Here is a 21416-nt window from a genome sequence, read left to right as displayed (position 1 = left end):
ACGAAACTTGACCTCGTCCAACCCACAACTCTTAACTTCTAACCCATAACCCCTCTCCCATAACCCATCCCGTTCTACATCACCATGCCCAAGTGCTGCCGAGCTCCCAACGCTTGGCCACCTCAAGCAGCTCACCGCGCATGGGCCACTCGTCCGGACGGGCCTCCTGGCCTTCATGGCGCTCGCTGGCGCCCTTGAGCTTCATGCAGCCGGTGTTGTCGCCGATGGCGGCGATTTCCTTCACTTCTTCGGCGGTGAAGGTGATGTCCGGCAGGGCCGCGAGTTCATCGGCTTTGGACTCGATGGTCTTGGCACCCTCACCGGCTTCCTGGATGAGGGTTGGCACCACGCTCCGCACGGGCTCCTGTGACAGATCCCAGATCGCCGAGAGCTGCAGCATGGTCAGGCCGTATTTCTCGGCGATCGGGCGCACCTTCTCGAGCTTCTCGTTGCCTTCTTCCACCCAGCCCTTGGGGCGGTAGCTCCGGTGATCACCGTCGCGGAACTTGTGCCCTGGCTTGACGTCATCATGGAAGATGCCGCCGAAATCCACGACGCGGGCGAGCAGCTTCACGTCATGCTTGCGGGCGGCGCTCAGCACGTGCTGGCCCGGCCACGGCTCGAAGGGGTTGAGGATGATCATGGCCCAGTCGATGTCGGCGCCGTAGCGCTCGAAGCAGTCGATGATGTCCAGAGTGAAGCCGTTGGCGGGCCCGGGGGCGATGCCCAGCTGGTCCGTCAGGCCCTTGGACTTCACCGCGCGCAGGGCGTCCCACACCACCGGGCTGCTGTAGCCGGTCGTGTCGGGATTGTGCAGCATGAGGAGGTCAAACTTCTGCGTTCCACAGCGCTCCAGGGACTTCTCCGTGGCCATCTGGACGTAGCTGGCATACTCCTCAGGAGCATGGAGGCCGGGTTCGGTAAACCGGGGGTAGCCCTTGGCTCCCGCCCGCAGCCCGCCGTAGAAGTCATGGCCTACGATGCCCACCAAGGAGTAGGTGCTGCGGTCGATGCCCTTGAGCGCCTCACCCAAGAGGGTGTCGGCCCGGCCGCCGCCGTACACATCAGCGGTGACGAATGTGCGGGTGCCCTTCTCATAGGAGCGCTGGACGAGCTGAACGTAGCGCTCGTCTGTGAGGGCTTCGCCAAAGTGCATGAAGCGGCCGCCGCTCCAACTGCCAAATGCGGTGCGTGTGAGATCCATAATACAGGTAATACGGTGAAAAGGTGCGGGGTCAAAGCCCAACCCGTAGGCGGGGCTTGCGAATCCATGGCCGCAGATTGCTGAAGGGGGTGTCTGGGCGGGCTCTGGTGAGCTCAACCTTGCGGTTTGGGTTCCGCTTCGTCCTCAGATTCAGAGGTCGGCAGGTCGCTTCCCTCCTCTGCTGGCTGCTCATCCCAGATCTGCTCTTCTTGAGGGGCTTCTCCCTCCCCTTCCGCAGGGTACTCCGAATATTCCTCGCTGGATTCTTCAGGAGCAGGCTCGGGTTCCGGCTCCGGCGCGGGGGCCTTGCCATAGTCATCCACCTCTTCACGGGTCGGGATGGCATCCTGAGCCCCTTCGCGCTGGGTGGCCAGAGCACCGGCGATGTTCGCCTTGCGCAGGCTGCCCAGCAGGTTGCGAGTCTGAGCCCAATGCACGGCAAAAGTCCCGGCGAAGGCATCCCCGGCGCCGACGGTGTCCACCACCGACACCTGCGGAGGCGGCACCTTGAGCGCCTGGTTGCTGCTGAAGGCAAAAGTGTGCTCAGAGCCCCGGGTGATGATGAGCGTGCCGATCCCGAGGTCGGCCATCTGGGAGCGAATCGTGGGGGCCTCTGCGGTGCTCTCCACGAAGTAGCCCAGCAACGAAGCCGCTTCCTTCTCGTTCACGATCAGGAAGTCGATCGGTACCTGACCCCACGGAAACTCAGGGTTCAGCGGTGAGGGATTCAGAATCGTGGTCTTGCCGTACTCGTTGGCGGTCTGGAGGGCGTAGACGACGGACTCCACCGGCACTTCCAGCTGGCACAACACGACGTCGGCCCCTTCGATCAAAGCAATGTTCTCAGCCACCCGCTCCGCCATGAGGTAGGCGTTGGCACCTGGCAGCGTGACAATTGAGTTCTGTCCCGCCGGATTGACGCAGATGTAGGCGCGGCCAGTTGGCGTGTCTTCATACGGCTGCACGGCCGAGACATCGATCCCTTGGGCCACGAGGTACTCAAGGTAAGCGCTGCCACCCGCGTCTGTGCCCACCGAGCCGATCAGGCTGACCGAGGCTCCCTGACGGCACGCGGCGACGGCTTGATTGGCCCCCTTGCCTCCATAACAACTGCTCATGTTGCTGGCTGACACCGTGGTCCCCGATTCCGGCAACTGCGGCACCGAGAGTTGAGTATCAATGTTCAGCGAGCCAACAACGGCAATGGCGGGGTTCGGAACAGTATCAGACATGTGCGGACGTGGAGGGGCGTGGGGAGACGCCGGGCTTACTTTTTTCAGGTGCAATTAACACCGTGAATCACCCATTCTGTCAGCGTATTTTGGCAAGTTCCCAGCAAAATCTTTGTGCGGGAACTGCCCTGTTCCTCTCACGGCCGCCGGGTGATGTCCGGGACGGTCTCCTTGAGGATCTGCACAATGGCCCGCTTCTCCTCTACCGGCAGGTAGCTGTAGGCAGGGTCCGGTTTGCCCTCGCTCAGGGCCTGGCCGAGACGCCGATAGACGCGCTGCTTCATCTCGGCGGGCATTTTCTGAAACACGGGCGAGTGGATCATGTAGCTGCAGCGGTACTTGAAGACGCGGGTGCGCAGGTCGAAGTCGCGCAGGGAGGCCCCTCCGCTGGTGGTCTTGCGCGGCTTGAGGAAGTCGGCCACGAAGGCGGGATCGCCCTCCACTCCCCCGGCGGGCAGCTTCACCTCATCGGCAAAGAGGATGTACCGGACAAAGGCGTCGGCGATCTTTTCCAGCTCCGCGCTGTGGGCAGGCGTGAGGCGTCCCTTGTCCTCCTCCAGGAGAGCGCGGGTGCGGTAGGTGGCCTCTACGAGCCGGGTCACAAACCCGAGCTGATGCTCAAATACCAGGTGGGTCAGGATGTCGCTGGTGGCCACCGGGTACTTGTTCACGTCGAACCGCTCTCCTGGCACCACGGACTCCGTCTGCACGCCCTGCGGGGACAGGCGGCCGATGAGGTTGCCCCAGTGGCCGGTGATGGCGTGCTTGCCCGTCACATGCCAGCCGGCGAAGCGTTCGTTGAACGGGATGCCATGGCCCGTGGTTTCCTGGCGGAAAGACTTCACGCTGCCCCCGGTGGGCCCAGGCAGGGAGGATTCCACCACCCAGTTCGGCACCCGGCCTGTTTCCGAGCCCGCATGGCAGTTCATGCAGCGATTGGAGCGCTCGATCACTGGGGCCTGGCCCGGCTGAGGGATGTCGAAGATGTAGAAAATCGCGCCGAGATCGGGGTCGAGCGAGGCCACCTCGATGCGGCCTCCCGGGATGTAACCGATGGAAACTTCGTCGTTGAAGTACACCGAGCGCGGATTCCTGGGAGAGATGAACCGGAGCTGCAGGCTCGTGGTGGAAAACACCCACATCTGGGTCGATGCCGGGATGTCCAGGGCCTTGAGCAGGCTCGTGAGGAAGGCTTTGTCGCTGCTGAAGTCCAGCGGAGCTTTTCCAGCCTCAAAGTCCGTCTTGAACCGGGTGAACCGATCCTGCGGCTCCCGCTCCCAGTAGCTGTGCGGGGGCATGGTGAAGGCATTGGGGGCCTCCGCCGCTGGCAGGGACGCCGTCACTCCCCCCAGCAGAAGGGTGCTCACGAGCAGGCGGGGCAGGACTTGGCGGATCATGGGCGGCAGCGGATCTCGGGGGCAAAAACGACCCACAGATTACGATGCGGGCCGCGCAATTGAAACACCCCTTTGGCCCCGAATGTTGCACGCGGCCGGGCGGGAACCAACTTTGCCTTGCCTGCCTGCACAGTGGAGGGAAGACTTTCCGTCATGTCCGGCCCGTCCTCACGCCTTCGCTACTCATTCGCGCTGCTGCTTGCGCTCCAGGCGCTGACGCCTCTGCCGACAGCCTTCGCGCAGTCGTACCGCGACATCGCCAAGGAGGCCGCCCTGAAGGGTGAGAACGAGAAGGCGGTGGTCAACTTCGAGTTGGCGCTGAGTTCAGCCACGAAGCTCTTTGACGAAAATGACATCGAGATCGTGATCCGGCGTGGCGAGCTGGGCGAGGCCTACCGCGCCGTGGGTCGCTGGAAGGAGGCCGTGGAGCAACTGGACTACGCCTGGCGTCGCTCCCGGTACGATGCCGAAACGAACCATCGCTGGAACGGCAAAGAGGGCGACCTGGCTTTTGGGTTCGCGGAGAAACTGGGCCGCGCCTGTCAGGCCTCGGGCCGCTATGACGACGCTGTGATGGCCTTTGAGACCAATCTCTCAGACGCCGAGCGCACGGGCCGGCCTGCTGGCGACCTGATCGCCCCGGCGGGGCTGCTGGCGGACACCCTGCTGCTCCTGCAGCGGGAAGAGGAGGCAGACAAGGCGGTGGCCCGTGCCCTGGCAGCCGCCCGCAAGGCCCACGCCAACGAGCCGCCGGCGCTGGCTCGCGATCTGACCATGCTGGCGCAGATTTACCACGGCCAGCTCCGTTATGCCAAAGCCCTGCCTCTGGCTCATGAGGCCCTGGCCTTGGCTGAGCAGAACTTTCCCGATGAATCCCGGGATGTGGGCCTCTACCAGAGCCGTGTCGGGGCCCTCATGGTGCTCGCGGGAGAGGACGACGCGGGTGCAAAGTCGTTGCTGGAGAAGTCGCGTGAGAACCTGCTGAAGAAGCAGACGCGTGATGCGGTGGAGTTGCTGTTGGTGGAGCTCAGTCTGGCCCGACTGGCTTCGCGCCAGGGCGAGTTTGACCTCTGCCAGAAGCACGCCGGCGAGGCCTGGCGCATCTGCCGGATGCACTTTCCCTCCGATCACCCCGAGACCGGCCGCTGCTACCGTCAGCTCGCGGACAACTTCACTGCCATGGAGATGAGCGAGGATGCCGCGGGTCTCTATGCCAAAGCGTTGGCCATCTTCGAGGCCCATCTGGGCAAGGACCATCCCCTCACTGCGGAGACCCACGCCATTGTCGTCAAGGCGGAGACCCAGCTCATCGCAGAACGCGAGCAGGCCATGAAGGAGAAGGCCATGGTCGTCGCCGAACAGAAGGCTCGTATCGCTGCGGAAGAGAAAGCCAAAGCGGACGCCGCTGAAAAGGTCCGTATGGAAGCCGAGGAGAAAGCCCGGGTGGCCGCGGCCGAGAAAGCCCGGATCGAAGAAGAGAAGGCGCAGCTGGCCATGAAGGCAAAGCAAGAGGCTGAAGAGAAAGTGCGCAAAGCCGCTGAGGAAAAAGCCATGCTGGCAGAAGCGGCGGCTGCGAAGGCGGCGGCGGAAAAAGCCAAGCTCGAAGAGGAGAAGGCCATGAAGGCCGCCCAGGCCAAGGCTGCAGCAGAGGAGAAAGCCCGGCTTGCGGCCGAGGAGAAGACCAGGATGGAAGAAGCCAAGGCCAAGAAGGCGGCGGAAGAGGCGAAGATGGCGGAAGCCGCTGCCGCCAAAGCGGCTGAAGAAAAGGCTCTGAAGGAGGAGAAGGCTCGGGTCGCCGCGGAGGAGAAGGCCAAAGTGGCTGCCGAACAAAAGGCCCGCATGGCTGCTGCAGAAGCGGAGAAAGAAAAGGAGGAAGCCGCCGCCCCTGCCCCCAAGAAGGCCACGGCCTCGAAATCCAGCAAGGGCACCAGCGAGAAGAACAAGAAGACCGTTGCTTCCTTGAAGCCCCAGCCCAAACCGAAACCCAAGCCGGAGGTTGCTCCCGCAGCGCCGCCCAAGCCGGTGGTGATGGCTGAGCCGGTTGAGGAAAAGGAGAAAGAGAAGGAAAAAGGCCCCGGCGTAGCTGCAAGAGTCACCAAGTCCGTCACGGGCGTGACTGGGGCTGTTTCCGGAGCTGTGACGGGTGCGGTTTCAGGAGCAACGGATGCGGTGTCCGGCGCGGTAACGGGTACGGTGAAGAAGCTGTTCAACCGCAAGAAGTCGGATTCGGGCGATGGTGATAGAGGCGGGAACGGCAAGGAAGAGAAGCCGTGATGGATGTGGTGGTTGGAATGGCCTTGAGAGGTGGGAGGATCTAGGAAAAACAAGGCCGATAGATCGACCAACACCTGATCCCGCTTGCGGGATTTTGGGACTGCGGTGAGCATCACCGCTTTTGGGAGTCCTGTGTCGGACTGGATGCTTTGGGGTGCGACCGGAGGATGTGGGCTCTGGCGGACGGCGAAGGGTTCAATCCCATCACAAGGGGTGCGAAAGCGGTGATGCTCACCGCAGTCCCAAAAGCGCTGCGCGCTCAGGTGTTGGATGTGATGCGGTGGTTTGGAGGTGAGAGAGCCTGAGACGTCCCACGACACTCCATTCCATCGCCTCCCCCTCTCACTTCGCCTCGGCCTTCTTCTTCATCGTCTCCAGTTGTTTCTCCATCTCCTGCGCCTTGCGTTGCAGGTCCTGCATCTGGGTCCAGACATCCTTCAGCTCCAGCGGCCGGGGCTGTTCAGCTCCCAGCGTCACAATCGCCTTTTCAGCAGCGTCCCGCACGGGATCCTTGAAGGGTTTGCTCACCGCAGTCAGAGGCTTGAGCACCGCCAGAGATCTGGCATCCCGCAGCGTGCCCAGACCCTGAGCGGCCGCGACGCGAAGGTCTTCTTTGGGATGGTTGAGATGGCTGGTCAGGAACACCCGCACCGGTTCCCGCTCCTCGGCCTTCAGGTCTCGCGCGAGAAAGGCCAACGCGTCCATGCCAGCGGCAAAGTCTCCGGTGTCGAACTCCAACGCATCCGCCTTGGAGTTCAGCTTGGCCAGGATCAGCGGCACAGCGGTGGCGTCGCTCTGGGCCCGGAAGGCACTGATGACGGCGGCGGCCAGTCCGTTGTGATAGGAGGGCGTGGCGATCAGACGTGTCAGTTCCGCAGTGATGGCCGGCTCGGCGGGCCGGGCCCCCCAAGTGGTGATGATCTGCGCCAGGATCTCCGGGTTCTTCTCCCGCTGGGCCTGCTGCAGCAGAGCGGCGTGGGCGACAGGATGAGGATACGCTCCCAGCGCCTCCACCACGGCCTTGCGGGCGCGGGCGTCGGGTTGGTTCAAGACTGCAACCAGGGCATCGCGGGCCGCCGGGGTCATGACCTGCTTCAGAGCCTTGGCGGCCTCACTGCGCACCCCGTGAAAGACATCCTTGTTCAGCACTTCCGCGATCTGTTTCACGCTGTCGTCGTCCTTCTGCTTGCCCAGGGCCTGCACCGCACAGATGCGCCCCAGCACATCCCCTTGCAGCTGCCGCTTCAGCATGTCTGGAGGCGGGGTGAAGTCCCACTTCGCCAGCAGCGTCGTGTCGGGATCCAGGCGGATGAGTTCGGGAGAAGAAGGTACTGGGAAATAAAAGTCCTCCTCCGCCCTGGTGACGGTGACCTTGAAGTCCACCGGCTTTTCCGCCCCTTTCAGCCAGAACCGCACTGGCAGGTCAAACTGGAACAGCAGCACCTGGTCGGTCACCTTCTGGGTCTGGCGCATGGTCACTTTGGCCAGCTTGGTCGCTGCGTCCCAGGAGTAGTCCGCCTTCAATTCGGGCACGCCGCCGTGGTAGAGCCACTGGTCAAAGAATCGGTCAAAGGACAGGCCGGACACTTCCTCCAGCACATCCTGCAGATCATCCGTGCCCACCACCGTGTTGCGGTGCCGGTCCAGATACGTCTTCACTGCCTTGCGGAAAAGATCCTCGCCCAGGCGGCTGCGGATCATGTGCAGCACCCAGGCACCCTTGGGATAGGAGCGGTAGTCAAATTGCTCCATGGGGTCCTTGTAGTCCCGCCAGACGATCGGGCGCGAGTCCAGGCGCTCGAAGACCTTGTTGGCCTCCCGGAGCAGACCGAACTGGAACGCCTCCGGACCGTTGCGCTCGCCTTCATAGAGGACGGTGTAGTACGAGGCGAATCCTTCGTTGAGCCAGAGGTGCGACCAGTCGCGGCACGTGACCAGATCCCCAAACCACTGGTGCGTCGCCTCGTGCGCATCCAGCCAGTGCAGACTGGAGAGTGTCTCGGTATCATCCTGGAAAAGGAGGCCCGCGGCCTGGAAGGTGCAGCTCGTGTTCTCCATGCCGCCGGCGATGAAGTCCAGACAGTACACCTGGTGGTACTTGTCCCACGGGAAGGGCGTGCCGGTTTCACGTTCCAGGAAAGGGATGATCTTCGCGGTGTCGCGGAAGGCATTGGCCGCCTGCGCCGTCTCGGACGGTGGCACGTGCAGCGCCAGGGGGAGGGTGCCGGCCTTGCCTTCCAGGGTGTGGAAATAACCTGCGGCCAGGGCCACGAGGTAGTTCACATGCGGCTGGTTCTGCCGCCAGTGCCACAGGGTGAGGCCACCGAGATCCTTTTGGTTATTGGAAACTAACACGCCATTGGAGATGGCTTTCATGTCCCCGGGAATGTGGCAGACCACCTCGCTGGTGAAGCGTTCGTTGGGGTAGTCGTAGCACGGGAACCAGTAGCGGTGCAGCTCCGCCTCTCCCTGCGTCCACACCTGGGTGTCGCCGGGTTTGGCACCGGTCTCGGGTGTGCGGAAATATAGGCCCCGCTCGGGCTGGGCCCGGTAGCGGATCACCACGCCGGCCTCGGTGTCGGCTGGCACGGGCTCCTTGAACACCAGCACCAGCTTCTCATCCGTCACACCATACTCGGCCAGCACGGCGTTGCGGGTTTGCACGTCCTCAATCACCAGGCCCACGGCATCCAGCTCCAGCTTGGTGAGGGGTTGGGCGATGGGCTTGAAGGTGAGCGAGGAGGTCCCTTTGACCGTCCGCTTGTCGAAGTCCGGGGTGACGTCCAGCTTCAGATGCAGGATGTCCACCAGCCGGTCCCGGGCATACTTGCGCCCGGGTTTCTCGTTGGTGATCTTGGGCAGGAGATGCTTGCCACAGGCACAGATGGAGTCCTGGCTGGCCATGACTGCCTGGCTCGCAAGGAGGGTGAAAAGGAGGGCGCGGAGCATGGGGGCGGTGGAGTAAGGCCCCTGTTTTGGCAGAAAGGCCTGCGGGTGGAAACTTCAAAAACCAAACTTCAAAATTCAACCGGGCTTCCTGGGTGGTTTTCGGCTTCCCTTTGAAGTTTGGCATTTGAATTTTGAAATTTCTGCCGCCCCGGCAGCCGTGCAACGATTTGCATGAATGTCCGGCCAGACGGGGCAGACCACCTGGCATGGTGGCACCGCGGCTGCTGAATCTCTGCGGCGTGTGAGGACCCACTCAGGGCCTCCAAGGAAAACGGAAAACCATCAACTCCCTGACGACTATGCCCGCGGTAAACAGAGACATGAACAAGGACGGCGACTTTCTCGTGGATTATGAAGAGAAGGTCTTCGAGGATGTGAAGGCCCTTCCCGGCGAGAAGGCGCTGGTCACCTTCCATGGCATCGCCTTTGAAGGATCCATCGGCCTGGTGAACACGCTGGTGGCCACGCGCCTCCTGCGCAAAGGCTATGAGACCTCCATCCTCCTGTATGGCCCGGGCGTGACGCTCGGATTCCAGCGAGGTTTCCCCACTCTGGGCGACGAGGCCTTCCCGGGGCATCTTTTGGTGAACAAGCGCCTGGCCCAGTTCATGGCCGAGGGCGGCAAGATCTATGCCTGCCGCTTCTCCACCCAGGCGCTGTACGGCCAGACGGAGAAGGCTTTTATCCCGGGCATCATCCCCATCAACCCCCTGGATGTGCTGGACATTGTCCTCCTCCATGGCCGGGCCAATGCGGTCCAGATCCACTCCTGGAACCTGTAATCTGCGCAGGAGGCAACACCCGCAGACAACCACAACCCCCAGGGGCGTATGGCGACGATGATTCGAGCGGCAGCGGTGCAGATCGCACCTGATCTGACCAGTGTGGAAGGCACGGTGGACCGTGTCTGCCGGGCGGTGGCTGAGGCCGCCGCCGGAGGGGTGGAACTGGCGGTCTTCCCAGAGACCTTCGTGCCCTACTACCCCTATTTCTCCTTTGTAGAGCCGCCGGTGAGCGCTGGCCGCGAGCACCTGCGGCTCTACGAAAATGCGGTGGAAGTCCCTGGCTGGATCCCGGACATCCTTTCCCAGCAGGCCCGGCGTCACGGCATGGTGCTGGTGGTGGGCGTGAACGAACGGGATCACGGCTCCCTCTACAACACGCAGCTGGTCTTCGATGCGGATGGCACCCTGGTGCTGAAGCGGCGCAAGATCACCCCCACCTATCATGAGCGCATGATTTGGGGCCAGGGCGATGGGTCCGGACTGAAGGTGGTGGAAACCAAGGTGGGCCGCCTGGGCGCATTGGCCTGCTGGGAACACTACAACCCCCTCGCCCGGTTCTCCCTCATGGCCCAACACGAGCAGATCCACTGCGCCCAGTTCCCGGGGTCCATGGTGGGACCAATCTTCCGGGACCAGATCGAGGTGACCATCCGGCATCACGCACTGGAATCCGGTTGCTTCGTGGTGAACTCCACCGGCTGGCTCACCGACGAGCAGATCACCGCCATCACGCCTGACATCAAGATGCAGAAGGCACTCCGCGGCGGCTGCTTCACCGCCATCGTCTCACCGGAGGGCACGCTCCTGGGCGAGCCCCTCACGGCTGGCGAAGGCATGGTGGTGGCGGACCTGGACTTCACGCTCATCACCAAACGCAAGCGCATGATGGACAGCGTGGGCCACTACTCGCGGCCGGACCTGCTCTCCCTGGTGATGCATCAGCAGCCGCTTCAGCAATACACGTCGTGCCCCTCGCCGTTGTCGGCGAGCCCTGAACCCCTGATCAACGGTACCTCCCGCAACCATGACCTCAGCTCCCCTTCCCATGAATCCAACGGCCTTCGAGACCGCCTTGCTCACCCGCAAGCAATGGCTGGTGTCTGAGTTGCAGTCCCTCGGTCTGCGCATGGTGGACGAGGCGGCCTCCGCCTCCAGCCGGCGTGGAGGCGCTGGACCCAGTGACCACAAGGCCCTCCACATCATGGGCACCACGGTCATGGTGCCCATCCACACCCACCCGGCGCGCCAGTCCCCTTTTACGGCTGACCCGCCGGCGCTTGACGGGCGCTCCATGCTCTACCGGGACGGCCGCCCCGAGGCCCCCATCCGCTTCCCCCGGCAGCCCAGGTTCTATGATCTAACCACAGAGGACGGCATCCCGTACTGGAAGCTCGCCCAGCTCCACTCCCACAACGTCCTGGCCACCACCGTGCTGCAGACCTGCATCCGGTACGGCAATGCGGAAACCAAGTGCCAGTTCTGTGCCATCGGCGAATCGCTCAAAGCGGGCCGCACGATTGCGCGGAAGACGCCGGAGCAACTTGCCGAGGTGGCGGCCGCAGCGCAGAAGTTTGACGGGGTCGAGCAGGTGGTGCTCACCACCGGCACCCCTCCTACGGAGGACCGCGGAGCCGCCGTTCTGGTGGACGTGGCTCGTGCCATCAAGTCCCGCACCGGGTTGGGCATCCAGGCCCAGTGTGAACCCCCGGCGGACTTCAGCTGGTTCCACCGGCTGAAGGACGCGGGGGTTGACACCCTGGGCATGCACCTGGAGGCCTGGGATGATACGGTGCGCGCCCGCATCATGCCGGGCAAGGCTCAGGTGCCCGTGAGTTATTACCTGAAAGCCTTCGAGGCTGCCGTGGCCGTCTTTGGCCGCGGCCAGGTCAGCACCTACCTCCTGGGCGGTCTGGGCGACACCGCAGAAGGCCTCCTGGACGGCTGCCGCCAGCTCATCGCCCTGGGCGTGTACCCCTTCGTCGTGCCCTTCGTCCCCATTGGCGGTACCCCGTTGCAACACCGCCAGCCGCCCAGCGCGGAGTTCATGCGCAGCATCCTCCAGCCTCTCGGCGAAATGCTCTCCGCCGCCGGCATGACCTCGGAAACCGTGAAAGCCGGCTGCGCCAAATGCGGCGCGTGTTCTTCCCTCTCCACGTTTGAGAACCAGGACAACAACGGCCAGAACATGTGTCTGGGGTGAGTGATGCGGTACTGATGATATAACCACAGGGGCACAGAGAACACAGAGGTTTTAAAGGGATCGAGTCTCTGTGGCTCTGGTTCTATGAGCCTATCAAACAGCCTGAAGTAACTCGACACTTTTCACTTTTTACTAGCTACTTTTTACTTCCCCCACCATGCCCTCCATCAACTTCACCATCCAGCTTCCCGACGGCGTCACGCGGGAGTGCTACTCCCCTTCCACGGTCGTGCGCACCTATTTCCAGAAGGGCGAGGAAATGACGGTGACGGAGTTTGTCTCCCGGAGCCGCGAGGCGCTCACGGAGGCATCGGAGCGGGTGCGGGCCAAATTCGGCTTCTACTGCACCTCCGCCTCCGCCCAGATCAGCGACATCGAGCACTTCTCCAGGAACCAGCCTCCAGAGGGAACCGTGCGCATTCTCTCCATCTGACGCGACCCCTTTCCCGCCCCTGAAACCAGAGTTCGAGCACCCCAACCTTCTGCCATGTCCGTCATGCCCACCCATCACTACCCTGTCATCATCATCGGCGGAGGCCAGGCCGGCCTCTCCATGAGCTACTGCCTCAAGGAACGGGGCATCGACCACCTCATCTTTGAAAAGCACCGCTTTGCCGAGGCTTGGCGCTCCAAGCGCTGGGACAACTTCTGTCTCGTCACGCCCAACTGGCAGTGCTCCCTGCCGGGGTTCAAGTACTCCGGCGACGACCCCAATGGCTTCATGAAGAAGGATGAGATCGTCAAGTACATCGAAGACTACGTGAAGCTCTTCAATCCCCCGCTGCGCGAGGGCGTGACCGTACATCGGGTCCGCCGCCATGAGTCGGGGATTTATGAAATAAGCACCAGTGAAGGCGAGTTCACCGCCGGGCAGGTGGTGATTGCCACGGGCGGCTACCATACGGCCACCGTGCCGCGCATGGCGGAGAAGTTTCCCGAGGACATCGTGCAGATGCATTCCTCCGACTACAAGAGTTCCGCCGCGCTGCCGGAGGGGGCGGTGCTGGTGGTTGGCACCGGTCAGTCCGGCTGCCAGATCGCAGAGGATCTGCACCTCGAAGGAAGGAAGGTGCATCTCTGTGTGGGTGGTGCTCCCCGCACCGCTCGCCGTTATCGCGGGAAGGACGTCGTGGATTGGCTGCACGAGATGGGCTACTACAACCTGCCCGTGCACGAGCACCCGCTGAAAGAGCGTGTGCGGGCCAAGGCCAACCACTATGTGACCGGGCGTGATGGCGGGCGCGACATCGATCTGCGCAAGTTCGCCCTGGAGGGCATGCAGCTGCACGGCCGCCTGCTGGAGATGCGCCAGGGGCAGCTCAAGTTTGGGACCGACTTGAAGCAGAACCTCGACAACGCAGACAACGTGGCGGACAGCATCAAGAACACGATCGACAAGTACATCGCTTCACGTGGCATCGATGTTCCGCAGGAGGAGCGCTATGTGCCCGTGTGGGAACCGCCCGCAGAATCGCCGGATCTCGACTTCGCCGCCGCCGGCATCCGTTCCATCATCTGGAGCATGGGCTTCCAGACAGACTACCGCTGGCTGGAGATCCCGGTGTTCGACGGCAAAGGCTACCCCAGCCACCAGCGGGGCGTCACCAATGTGCAAGGTGTTTATTTCCTAGGTCTCCCCTGGCAGCACACCTGGGGCTCCGGCCGGTTCTCCGGCGTGGCGGATGATGCCCGGTTCCTCGCTGACTGTGTCGAGGCCCGGCACAATACCACCAAGTCTCTGGCGGGGCGCAAGCTCAACGAACTGGCCCTTGGCTCATGATGAGCCGCCCGCTTGGCACAACCTTTGCAAGACGGATTAACGGTCCTCTCATCCCTTCCCACCATGCTCTTTGACCCCTTTCCAGAGTACAAGCCCCGGGACTTTGTGTTCAAGATCGCCCGGACTCCCCAGGAGCTGCAGGGCTACTGGAATCTGAGGCGGGACGTTTTCTGCGAAGAACAGGGCGTCTTTGTGGAGCATGATCGCGATGAAGTGGATGACCATGCCATCCCCATCATCTGTGCCACCCTGGTGGCTGGCATGGTGGATGAGGTGGTGGGCACGGTGCGGATCGATGAACGCCAGCCCCGCCTCTGGTATGGGAGTCGGTTGTGTGTGCACAAGGCGCACCGGCGGCTCACGGAGATGAGTCCAGGGGTGAGCGTGCGGAATCATCAGCCGGTGCACCGGGGTTTTGGAGCTCTCGGGGCGGGTCTCATCTACAAGGCGGTCTCCACGGCCAACGCCATCGGCTGCGACCGTTTCCTGGCCAATGTGCAGGAGCAGAATGCGCGATTCTTTCAGCGCCTGCACTGGCTCAAGCTGGAGGAGAAGGTGCTGCATGGGCGGGTGCATGCCCACATGGAGGCGGAACTCGGGCACTATCCTCCGGCAGAGTTGGTGGCGTGAGCCGCAGGTGCCGATGTGAGACTGGATGAATGACACGCTGGGCCGCGGCCTCAGCTCCGTTTCCTTTTTGAGCGTGTCGTCCTTCCTCCTGCCTTTCCCATGACCCCCGACCAGCTTGAATCCCTGGCCCTGAGCCTGCTTGAGCACCCCAATGTGGTGGAGAAGCTCAAGATCGCCTCCGCCTACTCCCCTGCTCTGGGGACGGCGCAGAAGATCGCGATCGGCGATGACACGGCTGCCATCCCAGACAGCGACGGGTTCCTCCTCTTTGCCGCCGAGGGCATGATCGAAGGTTTCATCGAACTCGACCCCTGGTTTGCCGGGTACAGTGCGGTGATGGTGAATCTCAGTGACATCGCCGCGATGGGAGGCTCACCCACGGCTCTGGTGGATGTGGTCTGGACGGAAGAAGGTTCTCCCGTGACGGCAGAATTGTGGGCCGGCATGCAGGCGGCCTCGGCTGCGTATGGCGTGCCGATTGTCGGCGGACATACCACGCGCTTTGGCAAGGGACGCACTCCCCTGCTGGCTGTGGCCGTGGTGGGACGCGCGAAGAAATTGATCACGAGCTTCGACGCCAAACCGGGTGACACCCTGCTGATGGCAGTGGACTTGCGCGGGGCTTATCGCGGAGAGGGCACCGTTTTCTGGAATGCCAGTGTGGGCTCGCCACCGGAGAGGCTGCAGGCCGATCTCAAGCTGTTGCCCCAACTGGCAGAGGCCGGACTGCTTACGGCCGGCAAGGATCTCAGTAATGGCGGCTTGCTGGGCACGCTGGCGATGTTGCTGGCCACTTCTGCCGCAGGGGCGGTGGTGCAGCTGGATCAGCTTCCCCAGCCTCCGGACGTGGATCTGAGCCGCTGGCTGCTCTCCTTCCCCAGCTATGGATATCTGCTCACGGCCGCAACGGAGCATGTGGATGAAGTCTGCCGCGTGTTCGCGGGAAGCGGCATCGCCTGCGCCCCGGTCGGCAGCATCACGGACAGCAAGCTCCTCGAACTGGCCTGGCAGGACCAAAAGGTGACCTTTGCCGAGATCGAATCATCGCCGTCCATCGCCGCCGTTGCGTTGTAAGGCAGGGCTGTGCCTATCGGCGCCCACCCTGCCTTCTACTCCCTCCCGGACCCCCTGGTTTACGGTCCTACCGTATTACTGAATCATCGAACTATCGCTTCGACGGGATCAGACCATCTTCTTCCCATTCCAGCATGAGGCGCTTGAGCTTGCGGCGCACACCCAGCTTGGCGGCGGCGGAGAGGCGGTCGATGAAGAGGATGCCGTTGAGGTGGTCGATCTCGTGTTGCAGGGCACGGGCGAGCAGGCCGTCGGCCTCGATGGTCCGGGTCTCCCCGTCGAGCGTCTGGTATTCCACCTTCACCCCGGCGGAGCGGCGGACTTCGCTGCGCAGATCGGGCATGCTCAGGCAACCCTCTTCGCCCATGGCCTTTTCTTTGCCGTGGTCGAGTTTGGGATTGAGGAAGATCAGGGGCATGGCCTCGGCCAGCGGGGTGTCTTCACCGTTGATACGGACATAAGTCACGGACTCATCGTCCGGCGGCACTTCGATCACGGCGAGTTGCAGGGCAATCCCCACCTGCGGTGCAGCCAGGCCCACGCCGCGGGCGTTGTGCATGGTCTCAATCATGTCCTGCGACAGCTTCCGGATTTCCTCAGTTACTTCGGTGATGGGCTTGCACTTCACGCGAAGAACGGGGTCGCCGTAGATGACAATGGGCAGGATCATGAATGATGACGGGTATGAAGATTTGACTGGGGTCTATTTTGGAAACGCTTGCGGACCGCCGGAAGGGCGATCCGCAGGCAAAAATCAGGAGCTGGACCCCGCCAAAGCGGGGTGTCAGGTCTGAAGTGAACTGAATTACGGGGCCGTGGCGGCGGCGGAGGCTGCGGGAGCGACCATGCCACGCTGGATGCGGGCCGGCACGTCGTTGATCGGAATGCCAGCCGATTTCAGAGAATCCCACACTCGGACGAGGAGTCCAAGCGGAGTTTCCTTGTCGGCCTGAAGTTCCAACTTCGCTTTCGGATCCCGCTCACGGAAGGCGGCGAGCGCTTCGGCGAGCTTGTCAGCGGTAACCTCGGTGCCATCAAGCAGGATCTTGCGCTCCGGCGTGATGGCCAGAGTGGTCCGCTTCTCGTTCGACGGGGAGTTGACTCCCAGCGCCTTGGAGGTGGGGAGGTTGATCTTCATCTGCGTCTTCTGCTGACGGAACGTCGTGGTCGCCACGATGAAGAGCAGCACGATCACAAGGATGTCTACCAGAGCCACGATGGGGATCTGGGGCGTGGTGCGTTTTTTGCGGCGGATGTTCATGCGGGCAGGGCGGCTTCAGCGCTTCTCATCTCTTTCTCTGCAGGGAGGGCGAAGGGCTCAATAGCGGCCAGCCAGCGGGGAGCGACGCACTTCGAAGTGGCGGTGGAAGTCGTGAATGGCGCGGCGGAGGATGAGCTCCATACGCACCGAGATGGCGTCCAGCTTGCGGCTGAAGTAGCCGTGGGCAATAACGGTCGGGATGGCCACCAAGAGGCCGGCGATGGTGCTGTGGAGCGCCTCGGCAATCCCCTTGGCCACCTGCTGGCTGTCCGCATCCGGCACGGCTCCGCCGGTGCCGAAGGTGGAGAAGACGGTCACAAGACCCACCACCGCGCCCAGAAGGCCGAGCAGCGGGGAGACGGTGACGATGACCTCCAGGAGCGGCACACCCGTTTCCAGTCTGTGCAGGATCACGTGAGCGGCGGTTTCGCACGCCTCGTTGTTTTCCTCACGCGTTTCGTGCTTGCCGGAAATGGCGATGATGCCGAGCTGGGCGGCCACGCTGCCATCTTCCTCCAGCATGTTCTGGAGCGGGGTGATGTCCCCAGTGGTGGCATAGCGCTCGATCTTGCGGATCTCCTCCTCAATGTGCGCGGGGAACAGGATGCTGTCCCGGAGCTGGAGTGCCTTCATGATGATCACCGTCGCGGAGATGATCGAGCAGAGCACGATCAGGATCATGACCTGCCCTCCTCCCACGAGGAAGTTCCAGATATGCGTTAATCCATTATTGAGGACGGCGAGGCAGACAGGTTCGAACATGGGCAGGTGATTAGGGATGGATGACGATGTCGTAGTTGATCTCCAGGCGCTCTTTGTCCAGGATGGGAACCAGGTCCAAGGGAATGGGGGGAATCTCAGCCTTGAGGATGGCCTCGATGGTGAAGTCTTCCATCAAGGGATTGGCATCTTTCATGGTGAATTTCAAGTCTTCCACCTTGCCATATTTGTTCACGTAGAACTTCAGGCTGAGGCGGCCGGGCTCCACTGCGTCGGACTCACGGCTGCGATAGTAGTGCCACTTCTTTTCCACGGCGCTGGTCACCTGGCGCATGTAGCGGCCCACGGGAGTGACGGCGGCAGCCACGGAGTCTTCTGAGCCGATGTTGCTGATGGTGCCCTTGGTCTCGCTAGTGCGGGTATGGGGGGTGAAGGCACTCTGCTGGGACTTGGGCACCGGTGGGACCAGCGGGGAGCGATCACTCTGGGTCCCGCCTTGCGGGAGGGGAGGCTGGGGGATACCCGGCTGGGCGCCGTCCAGCGGTGTACGCATTTCCAAGGCGGTAGTGGGAGTGCGGGGCGTGGCTGGCGGGGTGTCCACAGCATCCGCTTTGCGAAGCTGGGCCTCCAGCTCACGCACCATCTGCTCGGAGCGGGACTCCACCTTCATGGCGAGGTCTGGCAGGGAAAGCTTGGGCTCATCCAGCGTGGGAGAGGTCATGGGCGGTTCCTGGCGGGCCGGTGGCGCAGGGGCGGGCGCGGGTGCCGGCTTCACCTCAGGCACGGCCTGGACCGGTACTGGAGGCGGGGTGGCTGCCGCCACGACCGGGGCAGGGGCCTTGGGCGTTGGCGGAGGGACAAGTGTCACCGGAGGCAGGGTGGGGATCCCGCTCATGGAGGGGGAACTGGCATCGTTCTTGATTTCGCCGTCTTTGTACTCCCGGTTGGCCAGTTCCTGCGTGGGCTCATCTGAGCCTCTTGTCGTGGGGCGGCCAGGCTCCCCGTTTTTTTCCGGGAGCAGTTTGGAGCTGGCGACAGTATTGCGGTCGGAGACGAAGGCGGCATTCTTCGGGGCCTCGGGGCTCTCCGCGTTCTGCGTGGTCCGCACGTACTGTTCCTTGGGCTTCGTCTGGAGCGGCGTTTTTTCCAGCTCAGGGGTGGGCTCAGGTTCAGGTTCAGGCTCCGCTGCGATCTCCGTTGGGACATCATCCGGAAAAATCAGCGTCTCCTCCTCCACCGGCGTCTGGGCATGGTTTGCCGACGGTGCTTCACGGGCGGGTGCCATGCTCAGCCATAGCGCCGCAAAAAGAAATAGCAGGAGATGCATCGTCAGCGAACCGACAATGCCAATCCTGACGGCTTTGGTTTCCTGGTAGACCACGACAGATTATTGACAGCGCTTCTGCAAGAATCAAACCACTTTACGCAACCGCGAAAACGTCCCGCTCGTACGCGCATGGTGGAAAAGCCACTGTTGGGCGTAGCCCCGAAAGGGTCCGAAGTGCGTCACGGCAAATTCCCGGAGTTCCCGCGCGGACACATTTTCCGCCGCTCCGGCGAAGTACAACTCCCTCAGAGCGCGCTCGATCCACACGTCGATGGGGAAGACGCCCAGCCGCTCGTAGGCGAAAAGCAGGGTGCATTGTGCGATCTTGGGCCCCACCCCAGGCAGGGTGCAGAGGAGCTCGCACGCGGCCTCGTCGTCCAGTGCGGCTGGCGCTTCCAGGTCAAAGTTTCCTTCGGCGATGCGGGAGGCCGTCTGATGCAGAAACTTCGCCCGGTACCCCAATCCGCAGGCACGCAGGGCCGCTTCACCCGCCTGTGCGAGCGCTTCTGGGGTGGGGTAGGCGTGCAGGACCACCCCGTTTACCGTGGCCACAGGGTGCCCAAAACGCTCCCGCAGCGTCAGGGAGATCTGGCGGATGTGGGCCACCTGTTTCAGGGATGAGGTGATGAAAGTCGCGAGGCACTCCCATCTCGGCTGACGCAGGATCCGCAGACCGGGCGAGTACTTGAGCGCCCGCTTGAGGTGGGCATCTCGCTTGGGCAGCGTGCGCTGCATCTTCGCCAGATCATGATCCAGCGCCAGGTAGCGGCTGACCAGTTCCTCGTGCCCAGGGGAAATCTGCAGCATTCCCGGCTCTGGTTGAGAGACCCTGACCAGTTCCCCACCGATCAATCCCAAGAAGACCCCATCCTGCTCATGCCAGTGGAACACCTGCCCGCTGTTCAACGTGGCGGCGAGGTCGAAATGAGTGACGGGAAAGAGGGTGAAGGATGAGGAGGCGGTAGGCTTGGGCAAGGCGGGGGAAGTTCGGTGGATATCGGACAGCCCTTTGATACGAGGGTTCACAAGCAAACGAAGGAACCCCTAAAATCTCGCACTCCAGGCAGTCTCAGCGAATCCCCTCACGGTTTCACCACGAGCTTCTTCAACATGGCGCGGGTGCGGGGAATGGCGGTCTGGCCCAGGAAGGACTCCTGGGTGTTGAGCTGGTCCAGGGGGATCATGGATTCACCGGTGTACACGCCGCGCTCGTCGTAGAAACAGCAGTACATATAACCGCGTTTCACGGCCTGGAGGGCCAGGAAGTCCCGCCACGGGATCGCAGTTCCGCCATGGGGAATGGGCTCGTTGAGGTCGAGAGCCCGAGCTTCCGCCCAGCGGGGTCCCCGTTTGATCTCCAACTCCACGTAGCCGTCCATTTGCTTCACAGACTTGATGCTGACGCTGACGTAGTCCGCCGTGGCGGTGGATACCAGCTCCACCCCCTGGGAAGGCTGCACGATCATCTTGGTGCGATGAAAGAGCTCCTTCCAGTCCACCAGAAAAAGGGAAACGATCCCGAGCAGGGTCAGCAGCACCAGGAGACCACAGCTTTGCAGCAGGAGGTGACGCCGGGGTTTGGCCGCCGCCGCTCCCGGTGGAGGAGGGGGGGCTTCCGTGCCGATTTTTCGTGACTGCACCGAAACCTTGCCGTCGGGCTGGATGAAATAAAGGGTCTGGATTTCTGCCCCGCCGCGCATCTCTCGCGATCTGAGAGTGGAGTAGAGGGGGGCGGGCGAGCCACCATAGAGGGCTGAGAACGCCTCCAGCGCGGCGGTCATCACGGATTGAAGATCGCCCCCCACGAGGCGGGATGACTTCTTTTCCGCATTGCTGGCCAGCAGGGAGAACTGCCCGCCATCCAGTTCCAGGCTGAAGTCCAGGCCGGACTTGGCCGCCTGCTGGACCCAGTGTTCCACTGCCTCATCTCCAGGGTTGGGACCCTGGAGCAGACCGTCGAGAGTGTAGGTGCCGCTCACTGCCATATCAGGAGACTTGGAAGAGCGGTTGCAACTCAGGGGTCTGCTGGGCGGGCGCCCAGTCGGGCATGCCTTCCCGCCAGACCAGGGTCTCCTGATGAACCGCTCCAATGGAAGCTTCCTCCTTGATCCGGGCCAGCGTCACCGGGCCCTGCTGGGAGGAGCTCTGGTCCAGATAGAACCAGACGGGCCGGTTGTTCTCCAATGCGGTGGGACGATATTGAGGCGGGCCTCCCAAGCTGGGGCGGGGTGGGGACGATGCCAGCAGTGCTGGAGCCGTGGCGCGGGTATCCATCTTCAGGGCAGCATCATGAGCATCCAGCCGGGCGGCGGTGTGCGCCCGCAGAGCGTCCACTTTCATCTGCTCCTGACGGAGTTGCTCCCGAAGCCGCCGGTTCATGTCCTCCTGAATCCGCGAGGCTTCCTGCTGCTCGTGGAGGTTGGGGAGGCAGAGCACGATCACCAGACCGATGCAGGCGATAAAGAAACCAATAAAGAACCACCCTACAGGGTTTCGCCCCTTGGAACTTGCGATAGCTGCGCAGATGCCGCCAAAGATGCATCGAATCACAAGTCCAAAGATGATTGCCTCGCCGTCCATAGG

The 21416-nt window shown here is 62.7% G+C and carries 19 protein-coding genes; 8 read left to right on the top strand and 11 right to left on the bottom strand.

The window, feature by feature from the left end; genetic code table 11:
- Positions 1-79: 79 nt before the first annotated feature.
- The 3 genes from BV106_RS05375 to BV106_RS05365 form a co-directional block, all read right to left on the bottom strand.
- On the bottom strand, positions 80-1204 hold the full coding sequence (locus BV106_RS05375) for an aldo/keto reductase (RefSeq protein ID WP_038161589.1): 1125 nt from the start codon (positions 1202-1204) through the stop codon (positions 80-82).
- Positions 1205-1317: 113 nt separating this feature from the next.
- Positions 1318-2436: a ribokinase gene (locus BV106_RS05370; protein WP_051945150.1), complete on the bottom strand. Its 1119-nt coding sequence runs from the start codon at positions 2434-2436 to the stop codon at positions 1318-1320.
- Positions 2437-2573: 137 nt separating this feature from the next.
- Positions 2574-3833 (bottom strand): hypothetical protein, encoded by a 1260-nt coding sequence (locus BV106_RS05365; RefSeq protein ID WP_038161585.1) that lies wholly within the window; start codon positions 3831-3833, stop codon positions 2574-2576.
- 153 nt (positions 3834-3986) lie between these two features.
- Here BV106_RS05365 and BV106_RS35085 point away from each other — a divergent pair, with 153 nt between their 5' ends.
- Positions 3987-6107, top strand: coding sequence for a tetratricopeptide repeat protein (locus BV106_RS35085; RefSeq protein ID WP_051945147.1), 2121 nt, complete (start codon positions 3987-3989; stop codon positions 6105-6107).
- A gap of 342 nt (positions 6108-6449) precedes the next feature.
- Here the strand turns inward: BV106_RS35085 and BV106_RS05355 are convergent, their stop codons facing one another.
- Positions 6450-9056 carry a M1 family aminopeptidase gene (locus BV106_RS05355; RefSeq protein ID WP_038161581.1) on the bottom strand — a complete coding sequence of 869 codons (2607 nt, stop codon included), beginning with the start codon at positions 9054-9056 and terminating at the stop codon, positions 6450-6452.
- Between the two features lie 299 nt (positions 9057-9355).
- Here BV106_RS05355 and BV106_RS05350 point away from each other — a divergent pair, with 299 nt between their 5' ends.
- The 7 genes from BV106_RS05350 to BV106_RS05320 all read left to right on the top strand — a co-directional run bounded on the left by BV106_RS05350 (position 9356) and on the right by BV106_RS05320 (position 15525).
- Positions 9356-9838, top strand: coding sequence for an MSMEG_0572/Sll0783 family nitrogen starvation response protein (locus tag BV106_RS05350; RefSeq protein WP_038161579.1), 483 nt, complete (start codon positions 9356-9358; stop codon positions 9836-9838).
- A gap of 48 nt (positions 9839-9886) precedes the next feature.
- Positions 9887-10945: a Nit6803 family nitrilase gene (locus tag BV106_RS05345; RefSeq protein ID WP_038161576.1), complete on the top strand. Its 1059-nt coding sequence runs from the start codon at positions 9887-9889 to the stop codon at positions 10943-10945.
- Positions 10887-12041, top strand: a complete 1155-nt coding sequence (locus BV106_RS05340; protein ID WP_265595362.1) for an MSMEG_0568 family radical SAM protein — start codon at positions 10887-10889, stop codon at positions 12039-12041. Before BV106_RS05345 ends, BV106_RS05340 begins: the two co-directional genes overlap by 59 nt.
- Positions 12042-12198: 157 nt before the next feature.
- Positions 12199-12474, top strand: a complete 276-nt coding sequence (locus tag BV106_RS05335; protein WP_038161572.1) for an MSMEG_0570 family nitrogen starvation response protein — start codon at positions 12199-12201, stop codon at positions 12472-12474.
- Positions 12475-12528: 54 nt separating this feature from the next.
- On the top strand, positions 12529-13821 hold the full coding sequence (locus BV106_RS05330; protein ID WP_051945144.1) for an MSMEG_0569 family flavin-dependent oxidoreductase: 1293 nt from the start codon (positions 12529-12531) through the stop codon (positions 13819-13821).
- Positions 13822-13884: 63 nt separating this feature from the next.
- Positions 13885-14451: an MSMEG_0567/Sll0786 family nitrogen starvation N-acetyltransferase gene (locus BV106_RS05325; RefSeq protein ID WP_038161570.1), complete on the top strand. Its 567-nt coding sequence runs from the start codon at positions 13885-13887 to the stop codon at positions 14449-14451.
- Between the two features lie 99 nt (positions 14452-14550).
- Positions 14551-15525 carry a sll0787 family AIR synthase-like protein gene (locus tag BV106_RS05320; RefSeq protein WP_038161567.1) on the top strand — a complete coding sequence of 325 codons (975 nt, stop codon included), beginning with the start codon at positions 14551-14553 and terminating at the stop codon, positions 15523-15525.
- A 91-nt stretch (positions 15526-15616) separates the two neighbouring features.
- Here BV106_RS05320 and def read toward each other — a convergent pair whose 3' ends face one another.
- From def to BV106_RS05285, 7 genes are all read right to left on the bottom strand, one after another.
- Positions 15617-16195: a peptide deformylase gene (gene def, locus BV106_RS05315; RefSeq protein WP_038161564.1), complete on the bottom strand. Its 579-nt coding sequence runs from the start codon at positions 16193-16195 to the stop codon at positions 15617-15619.
- Between the two features lie 135 nt (positions 16196-16330).
- A complete protein-coding gene (locus BV106_RS05310) occupies positions 16331-16786 on the bottom strand; it encodes a biopolymer transporter ExbD (protein ID WP_038161561.1) in 456 nt (151 codons plus the stop codon).
- Between the two features lie 57 nt (positions 16787-16843).
- A complete protein-coding gene (locus BV106_RS05305) occupies positions 16844-17548 on the bottom strand; it encodes a MotA/TolQ/ExbB proton channel family protein (protein WP_081891530.1) in 705 nt (234 codons plus the stop codon).
- A 10-nt stretch (positions 17549-17558) separates the two neighbouring features.
- A complete protein-coding gene (locus tag BV106_RS05300; RefSeq protein ID WP_265595361.1) occupies positions 17559-18833 on the bottom strand; it encodes a hypothetical protein in 1275 nt (424 codons plus the stop codon).
- Positions 18834-18917: 84 nt separating this feature from the next.
- Positions 18918-19808 (bottom strand): DNA glycosylase, encoded by an 891-nt coding sequence (locus tag BV106_RS05295; protein ID WP_051945142.1) that lies wholly within the window; start codon positions 19806-19808, stop codon positions 18918-18920.
- A gap of 107 nt (positions 19809-19915) precedes the next feature.
- Positions 19916-20818 carry a hypothetical protein gene (locus tag BV106_RS05290; RefSeq protein WP_038161552.1) on the bottom strand — a complete coding sequence of 301 codons (903 nt, stop codon included), beginning with the start codon at positions 20816-20818 and terminating at the stop codon, positions 19916-19918.
- A gap of 1 nt (position 20819) precedes the next feature.
- Positions 20820-21413 carry a DUF4339 domain-containing protein gene (locus BV106_RS05285; protein ID WP_038161549.1) on the bottom strand — a complete coding sequence of 198 codons (594 nt, stop codon included), beginning with the start codon at positions 21411-21413 and terminating at the stop codon, positions 20820-20822.
- Positions 21414-21416: the final 3 nt, after the last annotated feature.

Source organism: Verrucomicrobium sp. BvORR106 (genome assembly GCF_000739655.1).
In the GTDB taxonomy this organism is placed as follows: Bacteria; Verrucomicrobiota; Verrucomicrobiia; order Verrucomicrobiales; family Verrucomicrobiaceae; genus Verrucomicrobium.
This window is presented reverse-complemented; position numbering and strand designations above follow the sequence as displayed.